The organism is Arthrobacter sp. BI5, from assembly GCF_056680065.1.
Genome location: NZ_CM155264.1, coordinates 3,240,745 through 3,263,891, shown reverse-complemented (window position 1 = coordinate 3,263,891; position 23,147 = coordinate 3,240,745). Strand labels below are relative to the sequence as shown.

Sequence of the window (23,147 nt, the reverse complement as noted above, 5' to 3'; positions counted from 1 at the left end):
CTCTCCGGCGGCTGGGCGGTCAATTGCCGTTTTGCAGTTTGTGGGCGGCTACGTAAGTGTCGAGTTTGTTGGCCCGCAGCGCGGCCACAAGCTCGGCGGTTTTTGCGGGGTCCTGGACCACAATGGATTGCCCGTCGTCGCTGGTCCCGTCTCCCGCCGTCGGCAGGGTGAAGAACGCCCCGCCGGCAGGGGTGTTCCGGAAGCTGAACGTGAGGCGCGCCAGCGCGTCGAGGGTCAGGCCCGGGACAACGGTGACACGCGGCAGCACGGTGGCGGCCAGCTTGCGGGCGGCGGCGCGGTCGGCCACGCTTTGCTTGACGGCCTTGGCCAGGACCGCTTTGAGGAAGGTCTGCTGGTTCCGGACGCGCTGGTAGTCGCCGTCGACGAACGCTTTGCGCTCGCGGACAAAATCCAGGGCCCGCGCGCCGTTGAGCCGGTTCACGCCGGCCGAAAACGCTACCCCGGGGTCGATGGTCGAGGGGAACGGCAGCTTCACGCTGACATCGACACCGCCCACCGCGTCGGTCAGGGCGGCGAAGGCCTGGAAGTCGACCATCACCGTGTGGTTGATCCGCTGGCCGAGCAGGGATTCGACGGTTCGCGTTGCGAGCGGAATGCCGCCTAGTTCGAGACTCGCGTTGATTTTCGCCTCGCCGTGGCCGGGAATGCTGACCCACAGGTCACGCATCAGCGAAATGCCGTAGACCTGCTGCCGGTTCGCGGGGAGGTGGAGGAAAACGAGGGTGTCCGCCCGCTGATCGGAGGCTTTGCCCGCGGCGGCCGCGCCCCGCTGGTTGACCCGACTGTCGCTGCCGATCAGCAGGATGTTCAGCGCGGTGGGCGGCGGCTCCGGCGGCGGCGTGGGGCTCGGCGTCACCGCCGCGCTCGGCGCGGGGGATTGCGCCGGACCGGCGTCCGGCATCCGCGGCGGGGACAGCAGGAAAGCGGCGGCGGCGACGCCGGCAGCCAGCAGCGCGCCCAGGACGGCGAACAGGATCCGACGGCGCCGCCGTCCGGCCGGCGCAGAGGGCTGCCCCGCCGGCGGTTCTGCTGGTTCGGGCGTGACCATGAGCGGACGATACCACCGGCCGGCGGGGGTGGGGCAGGGCCACACGGCGCTGAGCGGGCGGGTCTACGCCGGCCAGGTCAGGCGGGCGAAGCGCAGGACGGCCAGAACGGCCGGTGCCAGCTGGTCCTCCATGGCGTCGTAGACGTCCTGGCCGCGCCCGTACGGGTCAACGACGTCGTTATCCGCCGGATCCGAGGGCAGCGCCAGATGCCGCACGGACGCGGCGCGGGCGGGAAGGCTCCGCCAGTCTTCCGTCCCGCCGGCGTCGGCCGCACCGGTGCCCGTCGCCCGGCTGTCGGCCGCCCGGCTGTCGGCCTCGCCGGCGTCGGCCACCCCCCGTCCGGACAGTCCGTGGCGCAGCTCCAGCTGGGACAACAACCGGGCGAATTCGCGGATCGTGAATGTTCGCCGCAGCAGCGAGGCATCCAACTGCAGGACCTCGCCGCGGTGCGTGGACGTCATGGTGAGGACCAGATCCGCTTCCCGGAGGAGCTGGCCGGTGAGCTGCCGAGCGGAGAATCCCTCCGGGCTGCCGCCATAGGTTCGAATAATGTCGGCCGACGGCGGCTGGATCGGATAGCCCACCATGGCCCGGGTGCCGGCGCTCCGAACCACGAAGGCGCCTGCCTGTACCTGGTCCAGGCCGGCCTGGAGCAGGCGTTCGGCCACGGGCGACCGGCAGATGTTTCCGGTGCAGACGGTCAGGATGCGAACGGGCGGGGGCGTTTCCACAGACAACCCTTTCGGAGCTCGGTGCTGGACCGGCGTGATCCGCGCCCCCAACTTAACACGGGGATTTCGGCCGGAGGCAGAGGGGTTCGCCGGAAGCTGCGCCGCGGGCGCCGGGTGCTTGACTCGCTTCCCGCCTTCCGCATATCCTGAACGAACGGTCGGTAATTATTTATCGGAAATGCATAGGAGCAACCATGGCATCGCAGACCCTGCAGTCAGTGCCCGCCGAGCCATCGCCGGCGCGGCACAAAACTCGGCACGAAATGAGCCCCGAGGACGCGGCCCGCCGTGATGCCGAGGGACAGGCCTACTTTGACAAGGTCATGGCGGAGGATTCCCGGATCGAACCCCGTGACTGGATGCCCCCGGCCTATCGCAAGACCCTGCTGCGCCAGATCTCGCAGCATGCGCACTCGGAGATCATCGGCATGCAGCCGGAGGCCAACTGGATCTCCCGCGCCCCGAGCCTGAAGCGCAAGGCCATCCTGATGGCCAAGGTCCAGGACGAGGCCGGCCACGGCCTCTACCTGTACTCCGCCGCCGAGACCCTCGGCCAGCCGCGCGATGCGATGATGCAGGACCTGATGGACGGCAAGGCGAAGTATTCCTCCATCTTCAACTACCCTGCCCGCACCTGGGCGGACATGGGTGCTATCGGCTGGATGGTCGACGGCGCCGCGATCGCCAACCAGGTGCCGCTTTGCCGGGCCTCCTTCGGCCCCTACGGCCGCGCGATGGTCCGTGTCTGCAAGGAAGAGTCTTTCCACCAGCGGCAGGGCTTCGAAATTCTGCTGGAACTCTCGCACGGCACCCCGGAGCAGAAGCAGATGGCCCAGGATGCCGTGAACCGCTGGTACGCGCCGGCCCTGATGATGTTCGGCCCGCCGGACGACGATTCGCCCAACTCCAAGCAGTCCATGGCCTGGAACATCAAGCGCTTCAGCAATGACGAGCTCCGCAACCGCTTTGTCGGCATGATGATGGAGCAGGTCAAGGTCCTGGGGCTCACGCTGCCGGACAAGGACATCCGCTTTAACGAGGAAACCCGCAAGTGGGAGCACGGTCCGCTGGACTGGGATGAGTTCCACGAAGTCCTGGCCGGCCGTGGCCCGTGCAACGCCCAGCGCCTGGAACGGCGCCGCGAAGCCCACCAGAACGGTGCCTGGGTGCGCGAAGCAGCAGCGGCCTATGCAGCGAAGCAGGCCAAGAAGCACGCAGAGAAGGAATTTGCAGCATGATCCCCAACGACTCCCCAACCTCGCAAGCTCGGCCGGGGACCCCTGTCGTCGTGGCCCCCACCCCCGAGCCCCACGCAGGCAACGTCTGGCCCATCTGGGAAGTCTTCGTCCGCTCCAGCCGCGGCCTCTCCCACGTGCACGCCGGATCCCTGCACGCCCCGGACGCCGCGATGGCGCTGCGCAACGCACGCGACCTGTACACCCGCCGCAACGAGGGCGTGTCCATCTGGGTGGTTCCCGCGGACGCCATCGCCTCGTCCGACCCGGATTCCAAGGGCGCCTTCTTCGAGTCGCCGCAGGGCAAGGACTACCGGCACGCGACGTATTACACCAAGAGCGAGGGCGTGAAGCACCTGTGAGCACCCCCGAAGCAACCACTGAAACCAGCAGCCACGACGGCGGCCACGGGGACATCTCCGTCGGCGTCCAGGGATCCAGCGGCAGCGGCGAGGCCACGGCCAGCGCCACGCGCACCACGCCGGGCAACGCCCTCCGCCCCGAGGACATCGCCCTGGCCGTCAGCCGCGGCACCGCGAAACCGAGCGGGGACGTCGCCGAACTGGCCCTGCGCCTGGGCGACGACGCCCTGGTCCTGGCCCAGCGCCTGGGCCACTGGATCTCCCGTGCCCCCGAGCTCGAAGAGGACATCGCGTTGGGCAACATCGCGTTGGACCAGCTGGGCCACGCCCGGTCCTTCCTGAGCTACGCCGGGGGCCTGGACGGCAGGAGCGAGGACGACCTCGCCTACTTCCGCCGTGAGCACGAATTCCGCTCGGTGGAGCTGTTTGAGCAACCCAACGGCGACTTCGCGGTCACCATCGCCCGGCAGTTTGTCGTGAGCTATTACCAGTTCGAGCTGTACCGCCGGCTGGCCGACTCCACCGACGCCACCCTGGCCGGCATCGCGGCGAAGGCCGTCAAGGAAGTGGACTACCACCGCGACCACAGCGCCCAGTGGGTGCTGCGCCTGGCGCTCGGCACGGACGAGTCCCGCGCGAAGATGATCCACGGCTTCAAGGTCATCTGGCCCTACGTGGACGAGCTGTTCCGCGACGACGAACTGACCGGACGGCTCAGCGAGTCCGGCGCCGCCGTCCAGCCCTCCAGCCTGCGGGCCGAGTTCGACCGCCTCACCGGCGAGGTGCTGGCCGAGGCGGAGCTCGACGTTCCGCAGGTCCAGCCGGCCCCGGGCGGCGGGCGCCGCGGGCTCCACTCCGAGCACCTGGGCTATCTCCTCGCCGAGATGCAGGTCCTGGCACGCGAATTCCCCGGAGCGAGCTGGTAGCCATGCCGGAGATGTACGTCAGCCACCCCACGGCCGATGCCACGGCACCCGGGGAACAGAAGTCAGCCGAACAGCGGACTGCGGACCAGAAAGCCTGGCAGATCGCCGCGACGGTCTGCGACCCGGAAATCCCGGTCCTCACCATTGAAGACCTGGGGATCCTGCGCGGTGTCCGGGTTGCCAAGGAGCCCAACGCGGACGACGGCGGCATGGTCCCCGCCGTGCAGGTCACCATTACGCCGACCTACTCGGGCTGCCCCGCCATGGACGCCATCCGCGATGACCTCACGGCCGCCTTCCACCGGGAGGGCTACCCCAGTGTCAACGTCGAACTGGTGCTCTCCCCGGCGTGGACCACGGACTGGATGAGCGAGGCCGGCAAGGCCAAGCTGGAGCAATACGGCATCGCCCCGCCCTCCGGCCACTCCAACGCTGTCCGGCACGCCGGGCCGGTCCGGCTGTCCCTCGCCGTCAAATGCCCCCAGTGTTCGTCGCTGAACACCAAGGAACTCACCCGCTTCGGATCCACCTCCTGCAAGGCGCTCTACGTCTGCCAGGACTGCAAGGAACCGTTCGACTACTTCAAAGTTTTGTAAGGAACAGGTGCCCCCATGACTGTTGTCCGCCAGACCGCCGCCGAAGCGGCCACAGCGACCGGCCGCCGTCGTGCGTCCTTCCACACCCTGGCGGTGGACGAAGTCCGCCGGCTCACCGACGACGCGATCGAGGTCACTTTCGGTGTTCCGCCCGAGCTGGCCGGACAGTTCGACTACCTTCCGGGACAGTACGTCGCCCTGCGGACCACCCTGCCGGACGAAAAGGGCGAACCGCACGAGGTGCGCCGCAGCTACTCGATCTGCGCGGAGCCGCGCAGCTTTGCCGACGGCAGCAGTGAGATCCGCGTCGCCATCAAGAAGGACCTCGGCGGCTTGTTTTCCACCTGGGCCAATGCCGAACTCAAGGCCGGCGACGTCCTGGACGTCATGAGCCCGATGGGTGCGTTCGTGTCCAAGCACGGCCGCGACGGCAAGCCCGTGGAACAGAACGTCATGAACTCCATGAACCATCCCGAGGACTTGGCAGGGGAACCCGGCTCGTTCGTCGCAATCGCCGCCGGTTCCGGGATCACGCCCGTCATTGCGATCGCCCGGACGCTGCTCGCGGCCCACCCGGAGACCCGTTTCGACCTCATCTACGCCAACAAGGCCGCGATGGACGTGATGTTCCTCGAGGAACTCGCCGACCTGAAGGACAAGTACCCGTCACGGCTCGCCCTGCACCACGTGCTCTCGCGCGAACAGCGGATCGCCCCGCTGCTCAGCGGCCGGATCGACGCCGAGAAGCTGCAGGCGCTGCTGGGCACCGCGATCCACGCGGACGACGTCGACGAATGGTTCCTCTGCGGACCGTTCGAACTTGTCCAGCTGTGCCGCGACACCCTCGCGGCCCGCGGCGTGAAGCCGGAACATGTCCGGTTCGAGCTGTTCACCTCCGGCAAGCCGGACCGCCCCGAAGGAAACATCGGCCGGCCGGTCGTCGCAGACGAGTCCAAAGCGACCTACAAGATCACCTTCAAGCTCGACGGCTTGCAGGGCGAGGTCGCCAGCCCGACGCACGCCCGCGAATCGATCCTCAACGCGGCCCTGCGGGTCCGCCCGGACGTCCCGTTCGCCTGCGCGGGCGGCGTCTGCGGCACCTGCCGCGCCAAGGTGGTCGCCGGGTCCGTCACGATGGACGAGAACTACGCGCTGGAGCAGGACGAACTGGACAAGGGCTACGTCCTGACCTGCCAGTCCCACCCCACCACGCCCGAAGTCACCGTCGACTTCGACGTCTAACTCTTTCCGAATCCTAGGAGCCGCATGATTTCCCTGACCATCGCCGACGGCATCGCCGAGGTTGTCCTGGACGCACCGCAGAAGCTGAACTCGCTGGACGAGCAGGCCCTGCAGGATTTGGCACAGGCGTACGACGACGCCGCCGACGCCGCCGCGCGCGGGGAGGTCCGGGCGCTGCTGCTCCGCGGCGAGGGCCGCGCGTTCTGCGCGGGCAGGGACATCGCCGGCGTGACCCCGGAGAGCGACGACGCCCAGGCCTACCTGGGCGGGCTGGTCCAGCCGCTGCTGAAGAAGATGAGTTCCTTCCCGGCGCCCACCTTTGCCGCGGCGCAGGGCGCCTGCCTCGGCGTGGGGCTCGGGCTGCTGCTGGCGACCGACGTCGTGTACGTCGCGGACACTGCCAAGTTCGGTTCCCCGTTTGCCAAGCTCGGGGCCACCCTGGACTCGGGCGGGCACTGGTACTTCACCGAACGGCTGGGTATGCACCGCACCCTGGACCTGATCTACACCGCCGAGCTCATGAGCGGCGCAGAGGCGGTGGCCCAAGGGCTGTTCAGCCGCGCAATGCCGGCGGATGAGCTGCTGGAGAACACCCGTGGCATCGTCGCCAAGGTTGCCACCGGCGCCACCGGGGCGTTCAACGCCAGCAAGGAGCTGGTGGCTCACATCCGGGACCAGCGGCTGGGGCTCTGGGAAGCCATGGAGGAGGAGAACGCGGAGCAGGCCCGCCTCTGCAAGAGCGAGGACTACGCCGAGGGGTTCCTGGCGTTCCAGGAGAAGCGCAGTCCCGTTTTCCGGGGTTAGCCGTTAGACTCCCCCCATGACTTGGGGGAAACCAGTGACCAAAGCAGTGATCCCGGCCGCCGGACTTGGCACACGCTTCCTTCCGGCAACGAAGGCAATGCCGAAGGAAATGCTTCCGGTGGTGGACCGGCCGGCCATCCAGTACGTCGTCGAGGAGGCCGTCAAGGCAGGCCTGGACGACATCCTGATGATCACAGGCCGCAGCAAGCGCGCCCTGGAGGACCACTTTGACCGTGAGCCGGGGCTTGAGCGGGCATTGGAGCTCAAGGGTGACACCGAGCGCCTCGCCACAGTCCAGGAGGCCTCCGACCTTGGGCCCATCCACTACGTCCGACAGGGCGAAGCAAAGGGCCTGGGGCACGCAGTTTTGTGCGCTAGGCAGCACGTGGGCAACGATCCGTTCGCCGTCCTCCTGGGCGATGACCTGATCGATGAAGCAGAGGACCTGCTGACCACCATGATGGCGGTGCAGCAGAAGACCGGCGGTTCCGTGACTGCCCTGATCGAGGTGGATCCTTCACAAATCAGCGCTTACGGATGCGCGGACGTCACGGCCATCGAGGGCGAGAGCTTCGTCCGCGTCAACAGCCTCGTGGAGAAGCCGACTGCCAGCGAGGCACCGTCCAACCTGGCCGTCATCGGCCGGTACGTGCTGCACCCGTCCGTCTTTGGCGTCCTGGAGACCACTCCGCCGGGCCGCGGCGGCGAGATCCAACTGACAGATGCGCTTCATACGCTGGCCGCCGGTGAGGGCGAGGGCTCCGGCGTCTACGGCGTTGTCTTTAGGGGCCGGCGCTACGATACCGGCGACAAGCTCAGCTACCTTAAGGCAGTGATTACCATCGCCTCCGAGCGCGTTGAGTTCGGCGAAGAATTCAAGATCTGGCTCAAGGGCTTCATCAACACCTAAGCGCGAACGTACAGTTGCGGCCCGCCACCTAAGCGCGAACGTACACTTGCGGCGCAGCCCAGCGCCGGCACGGGGCCCGAAGTGTACGTTCGCGCCTGGGGGCTACCTCGTGTCAAGGTCTTCGAAGACCAGGAACGTCTGTGTGTCCAGGACCCCGGGCATGGACTGCAGCTGGTCGAAGATCACCCGGCGCAGGTCCACGTTGTCCACCGCCCGGACCAGCAGGATCACGTCGAAGTCGCCGCCCACCAGTGCGATGTGGTGCACCTCGGGAATCGCCCGGAGCAGCTCCCGCAGCTCCCGCCAGGAGTGCTGGCGCACCTTGAGGGTCACGTAGGCGGAGGACTTCAGCCCGGCCTTGATCGGATCCACCAGTGCCGTGAACTTGGTGAGCACCCCTTCGCCGGTCAGCCGGGCAATCCGGGTGTACGCGTGGGCGCGGGAAATATGGACATTCTCGGCCACCTGGGTCACGGACATCCGACCGTCCCGGGTCAACTCCGCGATGATGTTCCGGTCGACGTCGTCCAGCGGAACAGCCTGGTCCGCCTCCGTCTCTGCCATTTGTCTACAACCCCCGCCGGTAATCTAGCTCACACTTACAGTTCGTCTTTCAGAATAGGGCAATCCTGGATAGTTCTCCACAGTTTTAGCTGGAGGTGGATACGAATCTGCGGCTGGGACCATACTGGGAGCGAATAGTGGCTACAGAAGGACAGACCAATGACGATCTCCGCAGACCACACTGCGCAGCAGCCGGCCCCCGGGCAGGCGTCCTCCGCCGCGGCGGACGACGCCGCCGCGGACAACCCTGCCGCGTCGGAAAACGCCGCCAGCGAGGCCGTGCGCAAGTTCGGCATCACGGTCGAGGACTACATGCTGCCCGCCCGGCACCCGATCCAGATCGTGGGCCCCGACGGCGCGGTGAACGCCCACACGGAGCAGGGCGCGCAGCCCGGCCACGAATACAGCCTCCCCGGGGACGCGGAACTGATGGCCGCCTACGAGCAGCTCGTCGTCGGACGCCGCGTCAACGACCAGAACTCGGCCTTGGTCCGGCAGGGCCGGATGGCCGTCTACCCCTCCAGCCACGGCCAGGAGGCCTGCCAGGTCGCGGCCGCGCTCTGCCTCTCCGACGGCGACTGGATGTTCCCCACCTACCGTGACTCCGTGGCCGTGATGGCCCGCGGCGTGGACCCCGTCCAGACCATGACGCTGTTCCGCGGCGACTGGCACGGCGGCTACGACCCGGCGAAGCACAAGGTCGGCATTCAGTGCACCCCGCTGACCACCCAGCTGCTGCACGCCGTCGGCGTCGCCCACGCGGCCAAACTCCGCGGCGAGGACACCGTCGTCCTGGCCATGTGCGGCGACGGCGCCACCAGCGAGGGCGATTTCCACGAGGCGCTGAACTTCGCCGCCGTGTTCCACCTGCCGGTGGTCTTCTTCGTTCAGAACAACCAGTACGCCATCTCCGTGCCGCTCGCGCACCAGTCGGTCGCGCCGTCGCTCGCGCACAAGGCCGTCGGCTACGGCATGGCCGGCGAACGCGTGGACGGCAACGACATTGTCGCGCTCCTGGCCGTGCTGGGCCGGGCCGTGAAACTGGCCCGCGACGGTTCCGGCCCGCTCCTGGTGGAAGCGCATACCTACCGGATGCAGGCCCACACCAACGCCGACGACGCCACGCGCTACCGGCAGGACAGCGAAGTCGCCGAATGGGTGGCCAAGGATCCGCTGAGCCGGATGAAAACCTACCTGACGGAGCGCGGACTGCTCGACGACGACGGCGCCGCCCGGATCGCCGAAAAGGCCGAAACCGTAGCCTCGCAGCTGCGCGACGGCCTGGGCGAGGACGTCCCCGTGGATCCCCAGGACCTCTTCAAGTACGTCTTCTCCACCCCGACCCCGCAATTGCAGGAACAGTCCGCCATGCTCGCCGACGACCTGGCACGCGACGCCGCCGCCCCAACTTCCGAGGAGTCCGCACGATGAGCCCCACCATCACCACCTCCTCCGAGGCGAACGGCAACGTCAGCGCCGCCACGGCCCGTGCCGCAGCGAAGGCCGCTGTTGAAGCCGAAAAGACAGGCCCGCAGACCGTCACTCTGGCCAAGGCGCTCAACACCGCCATGGCCGACGCCATGCACGCCGATGACTCCGTCCTGGTCTTCGGCGAGGACGTCGGCATGCTCGGCGGCGTCTTCCGGATCACCGACGGCCTGACCAAGACCTTCGGCCAGGGCCGCTGCTTCGACACCCCGCTGGCCGAATCCGGCATTGTGGGCATGGCCGTTGGCATGGCCATGAACGGCATGCGCCCGGTCATCGAGATGCAGTTCGACGCCTTCGCCTACCCGGCGTTCGAACAGATCGTCAGCCACGTCGCCAAGATGCACAACCGCACCAAGGGCACCGTGAAGCTGCCCATCGTCATCCGCGTCCCCTACGCCGGCGGCATCGGGGGAGTGGAGCACCACTGCGACTCCTCCGAGGCTTACTACGCCCACACCGCCGGGCTGAAGGTTTTCACCCCTGCCACCGTGGCCGACGGCTACCGGATGCTCCGCGAAGCCATCGACTCGGACGACCCCGTCATGTTCATGGAGCCCAAGAAGCTGTACTGGTCCAAGGACCAGGTGGACCTGGGCGCGCTCCGCGCCGAGCACGCCGCGAACACCAAACGCGGGACCTCCTCCGAGGGCCGCGCCGCCGTCGCCCGCCCGGGCACCGACGCCACGCTGATCGCCTACGGACCCTCCGTCCCGACGGCGCTCGCCGCCGCTGCCGCTGCTGCCGAGGAGGGCCGCTCGCTTGAGGTAATCGACGTCCGCTCGATCGTGCCGTTCGACGACGAGACGGTTTGCGCTTCGGTGCGCAAGACCGGCCGTGCCGTGGTGATCGCCGAGGCGCACGGCTTCGCCTCGGTGGCCTCCGAAATCGTGGCCCGGGTCCAGGAACGCTGCTTCCACCACCTCGCCGCCCCGATCCGCCGCGTCACCGGCTTCGACGTGCCGTACCCGGCGCCGAAACTCGAGCACTATTACCTGCCCGGCGTGGACCGTATCCTCGACGCCGTTGACGACCTCCAGTGGGAAGACTGACCATGACCGAACCGAAAGTATTCCTCCTGCCGGACCTCGGCGAGGGCCTCACCGAAGCCGAGCTCGTCAGCTGGCTCGTCGCCGTGGGTGACGAGATCCGCGTCGACCAGCCGATCGCCGAGGTTGAGACCGCCAAGTCCATGGTCGAAGTTCCTTCGCCGTATGCCGGCACCGTCGCCGTGCTGCACGGCGAGCCCGGCCAGACGCTCGACGTCGGCAAGCCGCTGATTTCGGTGACTCCCACTGCTGCGGCCGGCGCCGCCGCAGGCAACGCCGCCCCCGCCCCTTCGCCGGACAGCATTCGTCCTTCGGAAAATGCTGCCGGCTCAGTCAGGCCCGATGCCACTCCCGGGGCGGCATTGCCTGCGTCGGCGGCGTCGGTGGGCACGTCACCTGCCGATATTGGCGACTCGCCTTCCGATGTTGGCGGGTCCCCTGATGCTGCTTCGTCGGCTTCGGCGGACTCATCGTCGTCCTCCTCCGCTGCCGCCGAGGTTTATCGCGAGGAGGAGAAGGCTGGGTCGGGGAATGTGCTGATTGGGTATGGGACTCCGGGCGGGCATGGGGTTGCTCGGCGGATGCGGGCTCCCAAGCGGGCTGTCTTGGCTGAGACGGTGGCTCAGGTGTCGGCGGCGGAGAAGGCTGCCGATGACCTTCTTTTGATGCGGACCCGGGTTCCGGGGAAGCTGGGGGCTGTGATTTCTCCACTGGTCCGGCGGATGGCTCGGGACCATGGGGTTGATTTGGGGGAGCTCCAAGGCTCGGGGACCAGCGGGCTGATCATGCGCCGCGATGTCGAGGCCGTCATCAAGCCAGCTCCGGCAGCTGAGCGGCCCGCGGCACAGCCTGCCGAAACGCCGGTGCCGGCGGGCGAGGGCGGCACCGATGCTCGGACCGGTCTTGGCATCACCGGGCGCACCCCGGTCCGCGGTGTGCGCAAGGCCGTGGCCGCGAACATGAGCCGCAGCCGGTCCGAGATTCCCGAGGCCACCGTGTGGGTGGACGTGGACGCCACGGCGCTCGTGGAACTGCGTGCCGCGCTGAAGAAGGCCGATCCGCACCACACCCCGGGCCTGCTGGCGTTCATCGCCCGCTTCGTCACCGCGGGGCTGAAGAAGTTCCCGGAACTGAACACCCGGATCGTCACCACCGAGGACACCGCCGGCGGCGCCAGCCAGGAAATCGTCGCCTTCGACGGCGTTAACCTCGGCTTCGCCGCCCAGACCGACCGGGGACTGATGGTCCCCTCCGTGCGCAACGCGGACAAACTCAGCGCCCGCGAACTGGACGCGGAGATCCGGCGGCTCACCGCCGTCGTCCGCGACGGCAAGGCGACACCGGCGGAACTGGGCAGCGGCACCTTCACGCTGAACAACTACGGCGTCTTTGGCGTGGACGGCTCCGCGGCGATCATCAACCATCCCGAGGTGGGCATCCTCGGCGTCGGCCGCATCATCGACAAGCCGTGGGTGGTTAACGGGGAGCTCGCCGTCCGCAAGGTCACCGAGCTGACGCTCACCTTTGACCACCGCGTGTGCGACGGCGGCACCGCCGGCGGCTTCCTGCGCTACGTAGCCGACGCGATCGAAAACCCGGGGTCCGTGCTGGCCGATCTGTAAGCCCGGAAGCTAGGGCACGGGTGCGCGGCCGGGGACCTGCCCCGGCGGCACCTTGGACAGCAGCGTCCGCGCTGCCATCTGGGCCATCTTCCGGGTCGCCGGCGACAAGAAGGCGCCCTCCCGCTGGATCAGGGCGATGGTGTCGAACAAGGGCTCCGCGAAAGGGACGGCATGGACGTTTTTCGGAAAACCGGGCCCGCTGACGATCGCCTGGGGAACAAAAGAGTCAGCCGCCCCTGTGGCGACCAGCCCCAGCGCCGTGTCGACATGCTCCACCTCGATGGCCGGATCGATTTTCAGGCCCTTAAGATGGGCGCGTTCCAGAATCTGCCGGCGGGTGGGGTCCCGCCAGCCGGCGAAGGCGTCATAAAGCACCAGCTTGGACCCAGCGAGCTCCTCAATGGTGACCGGGCCGCGTGAAGGATGCCGGGTGGCCGACACGAAAAACACTTCATCGCGGAAGAGCGGCCGCACCTGCAGGCCGGCTTCCGCCACCGGCAGCACAATCAGCCCCGCCTCAATCTCGCCCGACGCCACTGACTCGGCCACGGTCACCGAATTCAATCCGACAAGGCGCACCCTGACTTTCGGGTACCGGCGGTGGAAACGCTGCACCAGGTCGGCGAGGTCGTAATGGGCTCCGTAGCGCAGCACTCCGAAGGTGCAGACGCCTCCCTCCAGCGCCGACATGGACCTCAGCGCCTCCACACCGTTGTCGAACGAGGTGACCGACTGCAGCGCGTGGACCTGCAGTTCCACCGCCGCGGTGGTGGGAATGAGCCGCCGCCCGCCGCGGGTGAACAGGCTGTGCTGCAGCTCGTGCTCGAGTCTGCTGATGAGCTCGGAGACGGAGGCCTGGCTTGTTTCCAGTTTTCGTGCCGCCGCGGTGAAGGAACCAAGCTCGTAGGCCGCTAGGAAGGCCCGGAGTTGCGCGAGTGTCATGGCTAAACCCTGGCTCTCAGTAAGGCATTCGGCAGGTTTGCAGGCAACGTTGCGGGGTGGACCGCTCGGGTGGCGCGGGCAAAAAACAGCTGCCTTAAGCATAGGACAACCCTGTACGAGGCACATGTTGGGGTCCCGTTGTGCGATGGCGCAGGCGTCAGTAGCTTTAGGCCATGCACATCACCCAGCGTGACCGGGCTCACATCCCAGGGAAGTTCACTACCCTCAAGGCCCCCGCCATCGAGGACGTGCCGGCGCAACGGCTTCCCGAAGTGGTGGCCACGGTATCCGCAATGCTGGGTGACATCGAGGCCCGGGGCATGGACGCGGTCATCAAGTACGCCCGGGAGCTGGACAGGTGGCAGGGTACGAACCTGGAGATCAGCCAGAACGAGCTGGCAAAGACCGGCGAGTCACTCTCCCCGGAGCTTCGGGAGGCCCTGCTGGCCAGCGCGGAACGGACCAGGCTGTTCGCGGTAGAGCAACGCGAACACCTCACCGATTTCGAAGTCGAGCTCATCCCCGGCGTCTTCACCGGACAAAAATACGTGCCCGTGGCACGCGTCGGAGCCTACCTTCCGGCGGGACGGTTCCCCATCCTTGCCAGCGCCTTCATGACGGTGGGGGTCGCCAAGGCCGCCGGCGTCCCCAACGTCCTGGCCTGCACGCCGCCAACCGCCCAGGGCGGAGGCAACCCCGCGGTGCTGTACGCCGCATACCTGGCCGGCGTGGACAGGGCGTTTGCCCTCGGCGGGGTCCAGGCCCTGGCCGCCATGGCCTTCGGGCTCCTGGGGGAGCAACCGGTCGACATCCTGGTCGGCGCCGGCAACGCCTATGTCACCGAGGCCAAACGGCAGCTGTTCGGCCGCGTCGGCATCGACCTGCTGGCCGGCCCGTCCGAGGTCGCCGTGATTGCCGACGAATCGGCCGACGCTGAGCTGGTGGCCGCTGACCTCCTCGGCCAGGCCGAACACGGGCCGCAGTCGCCGGCCTCCCTTGTGACCACCTCCCAGGAGCTGGGAGAAGAGGTCATCAGGCACATCAACAAGCAGCTGCGGACGCTGGCCACCCGGGACATTGCGGGGCCGGCCTGGCGGGACTACGGCACCGTATATGTGGCCGAGGACCGGGAAACGGCGGTGCGGATCATGGATCTGCTGGCACCGGAACACCTGGAGATCCAGACCTCGGACGACGTTTACTACCACCACAACCTGCAGAACTACGGCTCCATCTTCCTGGGTCCCTGGTCGACGGTGGCCTACTCGGACAAGGGCTCCTCCGGCACGAACCACGTGCTCCCGACCGGAGGGGGCGCCCGGTCCTCGGCCGGGCTCTCCGTGTCCCGGTTCCTCAAACCCCTCACCTTCCAGCGCGTCGAAAAAAGTGCAACCCCGCGGCTGGCCAATTACGTCACCACGATCTCCGACACCGAAGGAATGGCAGCCCATAAGGCCACCGCCACTCTGCGGCTCGACCGCTTCAACCGGTAGAAATCCATCTCTAGCAAAAGGCACCTCATGATGAATACAAAAATCCTCCGCAAGCGTTTCGCTGCATTGGTGCCCATGGGCGTTGCTGTGGCCCTCGCCATGACCGCCTGTGGCTCCGGAGGCGGCGGGGGCGGGGCCAGCGGCGGCGGTGACCAGAAGACCATCACCATCGCCACGTCCAATGACGCCCCCTTCTCCTTTACCGACCAGGCCTCCGGCGAGCTCAAGGGCATCGACGGGGAAATGATCAACGCGATCGCCCAGGCCAAGGGCTGGAAGATCAAAGTCTTCACCTCCGAATACGCGACCCTGATCGCCGCGCTCAACGCCAAGAAAGCCGACGTGATCGTGGACGCCATGTACATCACCGACGAGCGGAAGAAGCAGATCAACTTCACCGACCCCTGGTATACGGAAGGTGAAGCGATGGTGGTCCCGGCGGATTCAACACTGGCCTCGCGCGACGACGTGAAGGGCAAGGTTCTTGGCGCCCAGACCGGCACCGTGTTCAAGGACCTCGTCGACAGCCTTGGCGGCAGCCAGGTCAAGCTGTTCGACTCGCAGGCGTCCCTGCTGGCGGCGGTGGAAAACAAGCAGGTTGATGCGGTCTTCACCGACAGCGCCGTGATCGGTTACAGCCTGGTCCAGAAGCCGAATCCCAAGCTGAAGCTCGTCTCACCGTACAAGCCCTTCTACCCGGGCATCATCGGCGCCGGCGTCCGCAAAGAGGATTCGCAGCTGCTGCAGGACCTGAACTCCGGGCTGGCGGACCTCAAAAAGACCCCCAAGTACCTGGAGATCCTCAAGAAGTACGGGCTGACCGAAGCCAACGCCGTCAAATAAGTTCCAGCTTCCTGCCGGGCCGGCGTGATCCGCAACCGCGGAGCACGCCGGCCCCGCCCGACCCTAACCTAGGGATTTTCAGTGGACTTTATTACCAACACCATGGCCGTGTTCCCGGCGCTGCTGCAGGCCGTTCCCGTCGTCGTGCAACTGGCGCTTGGCGCCATGGCCCTGGCCCTCGTCCTGGGCCTCCTGATTGCCCTGGCCCGGATTTCCTCGATCAAAATCCTCCGCGGCATCGCCACGTTCTACCTGGAAGTGATCCGGGGGACTCCGCTGCTGGTGCAGCTGGTTTACATCTTCTTCGTCCTTCCCAGCATCGGCGTGAGCATCGAACCGGTTCCGGCCGGCATCCTGGGCCTGGGCCTGAACTACGCGGCCTACCTGTCCGAGGTCTTCCGCTCCGCGATCCTGTCCGTGGAGCACGGCCAGACCGAGGCCGCACTGTCCCTGGGCTACCCGCCCACCAAGACGCTGTGGAAGGTGGTTATCCCGCAGTCTTTCGTGGTCTCGATGGGGCCGATCGGCAACTACTTCATTGCGATGATCAAGGACACTGCACTGACGTCGGTGATCGCCGTGACGGAGATCCTGAAGACGGCCAACATCCTCAACAGCCAGACATTCCAGACCACGGCCATCTACACCGCCGCGGCCATTCTTTATCTGATCATCAGCCTCCCACTCTCCCGCGTCGTGGTGGTGCTTGAACGAAAGGCACGGGCCAATGGCTGACGAGACCATTATTGACGTCCGCGACGTCCACAAGACGTTCGTCTCCGAGACGAAACCGACGTTGTGGAAAAGGCTTTCCGGCAAGCCGCACGTGCAGAAGCGGGTGGAGGTCCTCAAGGGCGTGGACCTGGTGGTGCACCGCGGCGAAACCATCGCCATCCTGGGCTCCAGCGGATCCGGCAAAAGCACCCTGCTGCGCTGCATCAACAAGCTTGAGACCATCGACGCGGGCCGCATCTACGTCAACGGCCACCTGATCGGCTACGAGGAGCGCGGCGGCGAACTGATCGCCGAGAAAGCGTCCATCACGGCGCAGAAACGGACGGACATCGGCTTCGTTTTCCAGCACTTCAACCTCTTCCTGAACAAGACGGCGCTGGGGAATGTCATGGCGCCGCTGCGCGACGTCAAGAAGCTCTCCGCGGCGGAGGCCAGGAAAGTAGCCGTCCCCAACCTTGAAATGGTGGGCCTGGGCGACAAGATGGACAACTACCCCAGCAAGCTCTCCGGCGGCCAGAAGCAGCGGGTGGCCATTGCCCGGGCCCTGGCCATGGAACCCAGCGTCATGCTCTTCGATGAGCCGACCTCCGCGCTGGACCCGGAGCTGGTGGGCGAGGTGCTGTCCGTCATCAAGAAAATCGCCCAGCAGGGCACCACCATGGTGATCGTCACCCACGAGATGCAGTTCGCCCGGGACATCGCAGACCGGATCGTTGTCATGGACCAGGGCGTCATCGTGGAGGAGGGGCCGCCCAGCCGAATCTTCACCGCCCCGCAGCATCCAAAAACACGGGCGCTGCTGAGCCGCTCGGGCATCCTGCCGGCGTAGGCGGCAGGATTTAGGCGGGCACGTTCGGGGCGCGGACAAGCGCCGCTTCCGGGCATTCCCGCACGCCCGCGGGTAGAATCGTGGCCAGAACATCGCACCAACCACGCCGGCGCAGCGCCGGACTACGGAGATTTCATGTCACGATGGCTCGAGGTCGGCCAGGGCAACTATGTGCTGACCACCCAGGGATCCCTGCTCAACACCGGCCTGGTGGTGGGCACCGAACGCGCCATGGTGATCGACACCGGCGGCGGGCCCCGGCAGGGCCGCGAGATCCTGGACGCCGTGCGGGAAAAGACGCAACTGCCGCTGGTGGTCGTGAACACGCACGCCCACTACGACCACTTCTTCGGCAACGCCGTGTTCGCCGACGACGGCGTGACCGAGTTCTGGGGGCACGAAAACTGCGCCGCGGACATCGAGGAGAACGGGGACGCCCAGCGGGACCGCGTGGCGGCGGCGGAACCGGAAATGTCTGCCGGCGAGGGCGCCTCGGTGGAGCTGGTAGTTCCGAACGCCATCGTCAAGGACCAGCCAGTCCTGGTGGACCTGGGCGGCCAGACCGCAACGCTGTTCTACCTGGGACGCGGGCACACCGACGGCGACCTCCTGGTGGGCACGGGCACCACCCTCTACGCCGGCGACCTCGTGGAGCAAGGCGCACACCCGTCCTTCGAGGATTCCTTCCCCGAGGAATGGGCCGATGCCCTCCGGCATATTTCCGCGCTCCGGCACCGCTACGAATTCCTGATCCCGGGCCACGGCGAACCCTGCAGCGACCAGTTCGTCAAGACCATGGCCAACACCATGAGCACGGCGGTGCGGCAGGCCACCCAAGCCACCCGCGAGACGCCGAACGACGCCACCAAGGCCATCCCCATCCTGCCCTACGGACCCGAGCAATCCCGGTGGTTCATCAAGCGCCTGCAGGAAACCCGGGCCCACCACTAAGGCGGTCCCAAGGACCGGGGCCACGCCGGGCCGCGCCCGGCCGGGAAGCGGCCGAAACTAAGGGTGCTCACGACTGCGCCTAGACTTGCACATTGAAAGAAGTCACAACAAGCGCCGCAGCGTGCTCCGCGGTGAGTCCTGGGGGAGAAACCAAAAGATGCCCGAATCGGTGGAAGACAACTCAGCTGCCACTGCTGAAAACTCAGGCCAGCCTGAACTTCGCCGCCGCCGCGACCTGCGTCGTGCCGACGGCGGGGATCCAGCTGTCCGGACAGGAACCATGCCGGTCGTCAACCCCCGCAGCATCCCCGCGGAAACCCCCGCCCGCCCGGCCCCGCCGCGCAGCAGCTCCTGGGCTGCGGCCGCCGAGGCCGCCGATGAGCGCTTTGGACCCGCCACGGGCACCACTCCGGTGATCAGCCAGGTCCCTGCAGCGCCAAAGCCGCCGGCGGCCCCGCCGACGTCGGCCGCCCAGACGGTTGCCGCCCCGCCGGCGGCAGGGCCGACGACGGAGCCGGCCGCAGCGAAGACCGCGGCGCAGACAGCAGACCCCGCGGACGCTCCTGCCGCGGCGTCGGACCCGGCAACCGCCGCCGTTCCCCCGCAGCCCACCCGAGCCACCCGGTCCGCGGGCCGGGCCGCGGCCCTGGCCAACGCGCCGGTGCCGGACTTCATCAGCTCGCCCGGCCTCTTTGTCCGGGAACAGAAGCCCCGGCCGGTCGGCGGCTTCCGCGGCGCGCTCTACAAGATGACCGGCGGCAGCCTGAACCTGGGCCCAAGCGCCCGGCAACGCGAAGAGGACGAACTCGCGCGCCGGATTTCCCGCCAGCTCCAGGGCAGCTACAACACCGCGGTGCTGAGCCTCAAGGGCGGCATCGGCAAGACCTCCACCACCGTCGGCGTCGGGCTGACCCTGGCCGAATACCGCGGCGACCCGCCGTGCGCCATCGACGCCAACCCGGACTCGGGCGACCTCGTGGAGCGTGCCCTCGGCGAGGGGATCTATCAGCAGCAGGCGCCGCGGACCATCAGCGACCTGCTCCGCAACGTCGACTCGATCGATTCGCTGACCGCCCTGGCCCGCTACATGCACCACGCGGGCCGTCTGCACTTGATCGCCGGGGAACAGGATCCGGAGGTGTCCGACTCGCTCACCGCCGAGGAGTACCTGCGCATCCGCAAGCTCATCTCCGGCTACTACTCGGTGGCCCTCACCGACTGCGGCACCGGCGTCACCCACAACGCCATGAGCGGGATCCTGCAGTCCGCGGACAACCTGATCATCGCCGCGGGCTACGCCGTCAGCGGTGCCAAGCGGGCCCGGAGCACCCTGCACTGGCTCGCGGGCCACGGCTACGAGGACCTGGCCCGGAACGCCGTTGTCGTCATCACGGACAAGGACGAAGTCTCTTCCCGGGTGGACAAGGACGCCATCGAGGACCACCTCGCCGGCATTTGCCGCCAGCTGATCGCTGTCCCGCACGACCGCGGAGTGGCCGACGGCGACCTTGTCACCCTCGACTCGCTCCGGCCGGAGACCCGGCGGGCCTACCGGGAGATTGCGGCCGCAATCGTCGACGGCTACGTTTAGCGGCTACATTTAGGCCATGAGCAAGTATGCCGGGAACGACGCTGCCGTCCAGTTGCAGGACCTCATTGTGGGGACCGAGAACGTCGAGGACTTCCTGGAACGCCTCGCGGAGTTTGCCGCCTCCACCCTGAGCCACTCGCTGGGCACGGACATCGAATGCGGCGTGACCCTGCAGCGCCGGAAGAAGACCATGACCGTGGCCGGCAGCAGCAGCAACGCCGTCATGCTGGACCGGATCGAGCAAAGCCTGGGCGACGGGCCGTGCATCGAGGCGCTGCGGACCAAGGGCACCGTGCTGCTGGCAGACGTTGACACCGACCCGCGCTGGCCCGAATACCAGCAGCAGCTCAAGGCACACGGCTGCCTCAGCACCCTCGGGGTACCCCTGGAGATCGGGGAGGACTCTGCGGCTGCGCTGAACTTCTTCGCCTCCACCACCGGCGTCTTCACCGCTGCAATCGTGGCCGAAGCCTCCGGATTCGCCGACCTCGCCGGCCGTGCGCTGCGCTTGGCCGTGCGGATCGGCACTGCCCAGGCCCGCGCCGAGGACCTGCAGGCGGCCATGGAACACCGCACCTCGATCGATCTGGCCTGCGGCGTCGTGATGGCCCAGAACCGGTGCTCGCAGGACGAAGCGATGGCCATCCTCACCCGGGTCTCCAGCAACCGGAACCAGAAACTGCGCGATGTCGCGGCAGATGTGCTCAAGAACGTCACAGGTGAGGAAATCCACACCCACTTCGACGGCTGAACCTTCGGGCGGCCGAACCTCCGGCCGGCTGGGTACAGCCGGGCCTAGGATGAAAGCGATGACCACAACAAGCCCCGCCGCCTTCAGCCTCCGCAGCATCGCCGTCCCGGCCTTCGGCCCGGCCCTGCTGTTCAGCATCGGCGAGGGGGCGATCCTGCCGGTGGTGGCACTGTCCGCGCGGGACCTGGGCGCCTCGGTCGCCGTCGCGGCCCTGGTGGTGACACTGATCGGGCTTGGCTCCTGGTTCTTCAACCTTCCGGCGTCGCTGATCACGCTGAAGTTCGGCGAGCGCTGGGCGATCGTCGGGGCCGCGGCCGCAAGCGCCGTAGCCCTCGCCGCAGCCGCCGTCGCCCCGCTGGTGCCGGAGGGCCTCTGGGTGCTGGCCGCGGCGATGGTGGTGGTGGGCATGGCCGCCAGCGTGTTCAGCCTGGCCCGGCAGAAATACCTGACCGAGGCCGTGCCCGTCGTTCTGCGTGCCAGGGCCCTCTCCACCTTGGGCGGGGTCAACCGGATCGGCATCTTCATCGGCCCGTTTATCGGCGCGGCGGTGATGCAGTTCGGCGGCATCACCGCCGCCTACTGGGCAGGCGTGGTGGCCATGGCCGCAGCCGCAGCCCTGTCGGTGACCATCCCGGATCTGGCCGCAGTGCCCGGCCCGGACGACGGTACACCGGCCCCGCAGCCGACGCTGCGCAGCGTCGCCGCCTCCCACGCCGGAGTGTTCCTGAGCGTGGGCCTGGGGGTGCTGCTGCTCAGCGCGCTGCGCGCCTCCCGCCAGGTGGTCATTCCGCTGTGGGCCGAGCACCTGGGCATGGACGCCACCCAGGCGTCGCTGATCTACGGCATCTCCGGGGCCATCGACATGCTGGTTTTCTATCCGGCCGGGAAGCTGATGGACCGCAAGGGCCGCCAGTGGGTCGCGGTGCCCTCCACGCTCATCATGGGCACGGCCATGCTGCTGATCCCGCTCAGCACCGGCTTCGTGGGCCTGCTGCTCGCCGCACTCCTGATCGGATTCGGCAACGGCATCAGCTCCGGGCTGAACATGACGCTCGGAGCCGACTTCTCGCCGGATAACGGCCGCGGCCAGTTCCTCGGCATCTGGCGGTTCATGGCCGACGCCGGCGCCACCGGCGGCCCGGTGCTGCTCTCCGGCGTCACCGCCGCGGCGTCGCTAGGGGCCGGCGTGGGCGCCACCGGCGTGCTCGGCTTCGCCGCTGCCGCCGTCTTCGCGATCACCATTCCGCGGCTCAGGCACCGCCGCAACTACTGAGGGCTGCGGCACCCGCTGCGCCAGCTGCCGCACCACATACTCCGCATCCCGGCCGACGCCGCCGATCAGGCCCGAGGTGAGCGCGTACTGGAAGGGCAGTCCGACGAAGTACAGCCCCGGCACGCCGGGGACCACGCCCCGCCTCGTTTGCGGCCAGCCCGACGGCGCCCGCTCCGGCCCGTGGACCCAGCCCAGGTCCGGGCGGTACCCGGTGGCCCAGATGACCGTCCGCACCGGGGCCGAAGCGCCGCCGTCGAACACGGGACGGCCGTCCGCGGCGCCGGTGAACCGCGGCATCCGCACCACACCGGCGCGGTCAAGGTCCTTGGGTGAGATCCGGATCAAGGGGGCGCCGCGCTGGTGGAAGGTGGCCGCGACCTTGCGCCCTGCCGGTGTGCGCAGCGTCAGGACCGAGTGGATGAACCGCCAGTACGCCCCGCCGGCGTAGCGGAGCAGGGGATCGGGAATATGCGGGGTGGGCCGGCCGGCGAGCAGCACCCGGTGCCCGGCCGAGAGTTCCAGGGCGATTTCCGCGCCCGAGGTTCCGGCGCCCACCACCAGCACCTCGCCGTCCGGGATATCGGCGGGACCGCGGTACTGCGAACTGTGGAGTTGGTTGATGCCGGGATCCAGCCCGGCGGCGGCGGCGTCCGGAATGCGGGGGAGCACGTTAGCGCCGGCCGCCACGATGACGTTGCGCGCCCGCACCGTCCCGCCCGCGGTGTCAACGGTGAACCCCGAACCCGCTGCGGTGACGCCGTCCACGCGGACACCGGTCCGCACCGGCAGGCCGAAGTGGGATGCATAGTTTTCGAGGTAGGCGGCGAACTCGTCCTTGCCCGGATAGGTGTTCCGTGCCGCCGGGAACGGCAGGCCGGGAAGGCCGTCGTGCTGGGCCGGGGTGAACAGGCGCAGCGAATCCCACCGGCGCCGCCACGCCTCGCCCACCCGCGGGCCTTCCTCCAGGATCTCGAATCGCAGTTTCGCGCGGACGAGGTGATAGCCGGCGGCCAGTCCCGACTGGCCCGCCCCAATAACGACTGCATCCAGTTGCTGGCTGTCCTGGTTCATGGCCGCCGCCTCCTTGCTGGGGCACCCCTATTTGCTTATAACTAGAATACCGTTCCAGTGAGTGGAGCG

23 protein-coding genes are annotated in these 23,147 nt (G+C 67.8%); 18 read left to right on the top strand and 5 right to left on the bottom strand.

Annotated elements, in window-relative coordinates; translation table 11 throughout:
* Positions 1 to 19: 19 nt before the first annotated feature.
* Both AC1MED_RS15040 and AC1MED_RS15035 read right to left on the bottom strand, forming a co-directional pair.
* Positions 20 to 1,069, bottom strand: a complete 1,050-nt coding sequence (locus AC1MED_RS15040; RefSeq protein ID WP_479784034.1) for an LCP family protein — start codon at positions 1,067 to 1,069, stop codon at positions 20 to 22.
* Positions 1,070 to 1,132: 63 nt separating this feature from the next.
* Entirely contained in the window at positions 1,133 to 1,801 is a 669-nt protein-coding gene (locus AC1MED_RS15035; RefSeq protein ID WP_479784032.1) for an arsenate reductase/protein-tyrosine-phosphatase family protein, read from the bottom strand.
* Positions 1,802 to 1,995: 194 nt separating this feature from the next.
* On the opposite strand from AC1MED_RS15035, the gene paaA reads away from it, so the two are divergent.
* From paaA to galU, 7 genes are read left to right on the top strand one after another with little or no spacing between them, the layout of a single operon-like run.
* Positions 1,996 to 3,039 (top strand): 1,2-phenylacetyl-CoA epoxidase subunit PaaA, encoded by a 1,044-nt coding sequence (gene paaA / locus AC1MED_RS15030; protein WP_479784030.1) that lies wholly within the window; start codon positions 1,996 to 1,998, stop codon positions 3,037 to 3,039.
* Positions 3,036 to 3,398 carry a 1,2-phenylacetyl-CoA epoxidase subunit PaaB gene (gene paaB, locus AC1MED_RS15025; protein WP_479784028.1) on the top strand — a complete coding sequence of 121 codons (363 nt, stop codon included), beginning with the start codon at positions 3,036 to 3,038 and terminating at the stop codon, positions 3,396 to 3,398. Before paaA ends, paaB begins: the two co-directional genes overlap by 4 nt.
* Complete coding sequence (gene paaC / locus AC1MED_RS15020; RefSeq protein WP_479784026.1) at positions 3,395 to 4,324, top strand: 1,2-phenylacetyl-CoA epoxidase subunit PaaC; 930 nt, start codon at positions 3,395 to 3,397, stop codon at positions 4,322 to 4,324. Before paaB ends, paaC begins: the two co-directional genes overlap by 4 nt.
* An 11-nt stretch (positions 4,325 to 4,335) precedes the next feature.
* Entirely contained in the window at positions 4,336 to 4,920 is a 585-nt protein-coding gene (gene paaD, locus AC1MED_RS15015) for a 1,2-phenylacetyl-CoA epoxidase subunit PaaD (protein WP_479786702.1), read from the top strand.
* A 15-nt stretch (positions 4,921 to 4,935) separates the two neighbouring features.
* Positions 4,936 to 6,162, top strand: coding sequence for a 1,2-phenylacetyl-CoA epoxidase subunit PaaE (gene paaE / locus AC1MED_RS15010; protein WP_346957740.1), 1,227 nt, complete (start codon positions 4,936 to 4,938; stop codon positions 6,160 to 6,162).
* A gap of 24 nt (positions 6,163 to 6,186) precedes the next feature.
* Positions 6,187 to 6,966: an enoyl-CoA hydratase/isomerase family protein gene (locus AC1MED_RS15005; protein WP_479784024.1), complete on the top strand. Its 780-nt coding sequence runs from the start codon at positions 6,187 to 6,189 to the stop codon at positions 6,964 to 6,966.
* 16 nt (positions 6,967 to 6,982) lie between these two features.
* Entirely contained in the window at positions 6,983 to 7,876 is an 894-nt protein-coding gene (gene galU, locus AC1MED_RS15000) for a UTP--glucose-1-phosphate uridylyltransferase GalU (RefSeq protein WP_479784023.1), read from the top strand.
* 102 nt (positions 7,877 to 7,978) lie between these two features.
* Here the strand turns inward: galU and AC1MED_RS14995 are convergent, their stop codons facing one another.
* Positions 7,979 to 8,440, bottom strand: a complete 462-nt coding sequence (locus AC1MED_RS14995; protein ID WP_175321412.1) for an Lrp/AsnC family transcriptional regulator — start codon at positions 8,438 to 8,440, stop codon at positions 7,979 to 7,981.
* Between the two features lie 159 nt (positions 8,441 to 8,599).
* Between AC1MED_RS14995 and pdhA the strand changes: the two genes are divergently transcribed.
* From pdhA to AC1MED_RS14980, 3 genes are read left to right on the top strand one after another with little or no spacing between them, the layout of a single operon-like run.
* Positions 8,600 to 9,871: a pyruvate dehydrogenase (acetyl-transferring) E1 component subunit alpha gene (pdhA, locus tag AC1MED_RS14990; protein WP_479784021.1), complete on the top strand. Its 1,272-nt coding sequence runs from the start codon at positions 8,600 to 8,602 to the stop codon at positions 9,869 to 9,871.
* Entirely contained in the window at positions 9,868 to 10,980 is a 1,113-nt protein-coding gene (locus tag AC1MED_RS14985) for an alpha-ketoacid dehydrogenase subunit beta (protein WP_479784019.1), read from the top strand. Before pdhA ends, AC1MED_RS14985 begins: the two co-directional genes overlap by 4 nt.
* Positions 10,981 to 10,982: 2 nt before the next feature.
* Positions 10,983 to 12,599 carry a dihydrolipoamide acetyltransferase family protein gene (locus tag AC1MED_RS14980; protein WP_479784017.1) on the top strand — a complete coding sequence of 539 codons (1,617 nt, stop codon included), beginning with the start codon at positions 10,983 to 10,985 and terminating at the stop codon, positions 12,597 to 12,599.
* A 9-nt stretch (positions 12,600 to 12,608) separates the two neighbouring features.
* Here the strand turns inward: AC1MED_RS14980 and AC1MED_RS14975 are convergent, their stop codons facing one another.
* Positions 12,609 to 13,541: a LysR family transcriptional regulator gene (locus AC1MED_RS14975; protein WP_346957731.1), complete on the bottom strand. Its 933-nt coding sequence runs from the start codon at positions 13,539 to 13,541 to the stop codon at positions 12,609 to 12,611.
* A 173-nt stretch (positions 13,542 to 13,714) separates the two neighbouring features.
* Between AC1MED_RS14975 and hisD the strand changes: the two genes are divergently transcribed.
* The 8 genes from hisD to AC1MED_RS14935 all read left to right on the top strand — a co-directional run bounded on the left by hisD (position 13,715) and on the right by AC1MED_RS14935 (position 22,007).
* The gene (gene hisD / locus AC1MED_RS14970) at positions 13,715 to 15,034 is read left to right on the top strand and encodes a histidinol dehydrogenase (RefSeq protein WP_479784015.1); all 1,320 of its coding nucleotides are present in this window, start codon (positions 13,715 to 13,717) and stop codon (positions 15,032 to 15,034) included.
* A gap of 27 nt (positions 15,035 to 15,061) precedes the next feature.
* Positions 15,062 to 15,877, top strand: coding sequence for an ABC transporter substrate-binding protein (locus AC1MED_RS14965; RefSeq protein ID WP_346957729.1), 816 nt, complete (start codon positions 15,062 to 15,064; stop codon positions 15,875 to 15,877).
* 81 nt (positions 15,878 to 15,958) lie between these two features.
* Complete coding sequence (locus AC1MED_RS14960; RefSeq protein WP_479784013.1) at positions 15,959 to 16,612, top strand: amino acid ABC transporter permease; 654 nt, start codon at positions 15,959 to 15,961, stop codon at positions 16,610 to 16,612.
* Entirely contained in the window at positions 16,605 to 17,441 is an 837-nt protein-coding gene (locus tag AC1MED_RS14955; RefSeq protein WP_346957727.1) for an amino acid ABC transporter ATP-binding protein, read from the top strand. Before AC1MED_RS14960 ends, AC1MED_RS14955 begins: the two co-directional genes overlap by 8 nt.
* Positions 17,442 to 17,576: 135 nt before the next feature.
* The gene (locus tag AC1MED_RS14950; protein WP_479784011.1) at positions 17,577 to 18,392 is read left to right on the top strand and encodes an MBL fold metallo-hydrolase; all 816 of its coding nucleotides are present in this window, start codon (positions 17,577 to 17,579) and stop codon (positions 18,390 to 18,392) included.
* 280 nt (positions 18,393 to 18,672) lie between these two features.
* Positions 18,673 to 19,983 (top strand): MinD/ParA family ATP-binding protein, encoded by a 1,311-nt coding sequence (locus AC1MED_RS14945; RefSeq protein ID WP_346957725.1) that lies wholly within the window; start codon positions 18,673 to 18,675, stop codon positions 19,981 to 19,983.
* Positions 19,984 to 19,999: 16 nt separating this feature from the next.
* Positions 20,000 to 20,734 carry a GAF and ANTAR domain-containing protein gene (locus tag AC1MED_RS14940; RefSeq protein ID WP_346957724.1) on the top strand — a complete coding sequence of 245 codons (735 nt, stop codon included), beginning with the start codon at positions 20,000 to 20,002 and terminating at the stop codon, positions 20,732 to 20,734.
* Between the two features lie 58 nt (positions 20,735 to 20,792).
* A complete protein-coding gene (locus AC1MED_RS14935; protein ID WP_479784009.1) occupies positions 20,793 to 22,007 on the top strand; it encodes an MFS transporter in 1,215 nt (404 codons plus the stop codon).
* Here AC1MED_RS14935 and AC1MED_RS14930 read toward each other — a convergent pair.
* Positions 21,909 to 23,078, bottom strand: a complete 1,170-nt coding sequence (locus tag AC1MED_RS14930; RefSeq protein WP_479784008.1) for a flavin-containing monooxygenase — start codon at positions 23,076 to 23,078, stop codon at positions 21,909 to 21,911. The genes AC1MED_RS14935 and AC1MED_RS14930 overlap by 99 nt on opposite strands.
* Positions 23,079 to 23,147 lie beyond the last annotated feature (69 nt).

Bases quoted from the DNA above. Each gene is read 5' to 3' on its own strand.
- AC1MED_RS15040 (WP_479784034.1), bottom strand. From the start codon at position 1,069: ATGGTCACGCCCGAACCAGCAGAACCGCCGGCGGGGCAGCCCTCTGCG.
- paaA (WP_479784030.1), top strand. From the start codon at position 1,996: ATGGCATCGCAGACCCTGCAGTCAGTGCCCGCCGAGCCATCGCCGGCG.
- paaB (WP_479784028.1), top strand. From the start codon at position 3,036: ATGATCCCCAACGACTCCCCAACCTCGCAAGCTCGGCCGGGGACCCCT.
- paaD (WP_479786702.1), top strand. From the start codon at position 4,336: ATGTACGTCAGCCACCCCACGGCCGATGCCACGGCACCCGGGGAACAG.
- paaE (WP_346957740.1), top strand. From the start codon at position 4,936: ATGACTGTTGTCCGCCAGACCGCCGCCGAAGCGGCCACAGCGACCGGC.
- AC1MED_RS15005 (WP_479784024.1), top strand. From the start codon at position 6,187: ATGATTTCCCTGACCATCGCCGACGGCATCGCCGAGGTTGTCCTGGAC.
- galU (WP_479784023.1), top strand. From the start codon at position 6,983: ATGACTTGGGGGAAACCAGTGACCAAAGCAGTGATCCCGGCCGCCGGA.
- AC1MED_RS14995 (WP_175321412.1), bottom strand. From the start codon at position 8,440: ATGGCAGAGACGGAGGCGGACCAGGCTGTTCCGCTGGACGACGTCGAC.
- pdhA (WP_479784021.1), top strand. From the start codon at position 8,600: ATGACGATCTCCGCAGACCACACTGCGCAGCAGCCGGCCCCCGGGCAG.
- AC1MED_RS14985 (WP_479784019.1), top strand. From the start codon at position 9,868: ATGAGCCCCACCATCACCACCTCCTCCGAGGCGAACGGCAACGTCAGC.
- AC1MED_RS14980 (WP_479784017.1), top strand. From the start codon at position 10,983: ATGACCGAACCGAAAGTATTCCTCCTGCCGGACCTCGGCGAGGGCCTC.
- AC1MED_RS14975 (WP_346957731.1), bottom strand. From the start codon at position 13,541: ATGACACTCGCGCAACTCCGGGCCTTCCTAGCGGCCTACGAGCTTGGT.
- hisD (WP_479784015.1), top strand. From the start codon at position 13,715: ATGCACATCACCCAGCGTGACCGGGCTCACATCCCAGGGAAGTTCACT.
- AC1MED_RS14965 (WP_346957729.1), top strand. From the start codon at position 15,062: ATGATGAATACAAAAATCCTCCGCAAGCGTTTCGCTGCATTGGTGCCC.
- AC1MED_RS14955 (WP_346957727.1), top strand. From the start codon at position 16,605: ATGGCTGACGAGACCATTATTGACGTCCGCGACGTCCACAAGACGTTC.
- AC1MED_RS14950 (WP_479784011.1), top strand. From the start codon at position 17,577: ATGTCACGATGGCTCGAGGTCGGCCAGGGCAACTATGTGCTGACCACC.
- AC1MED_RS14945 (WP_346957725.1), top strand. From the start codon at position 18,673: ATGCCGGTCGTCAACCCCCGCAGCATCCCCGCGGAAACCCCCGCCCGC.
- AC1MED_RS14940 (WP_346957724.1), top strand. From the start codon at position 20,000: ATGAGCAAGTATGCCGGGAACGACGCTGCCGTCCAGTTGCAGGACCTC.
- AC1MED_RS14935 (WP_479784009.1), top strand. From the start codon at position 20,793: ATGACCACAACAAGCCCCGCCGCCTTCAGCCTCCGCAGCATCGCCGTC.
- AC1MED_RS14930 (WP_479784008.1), bottom strand. From the start codon at position 23,078: ATGAACCAGGACAGCCAGCAACTGGATGCAGTCGTTATTGGGGCGGGC.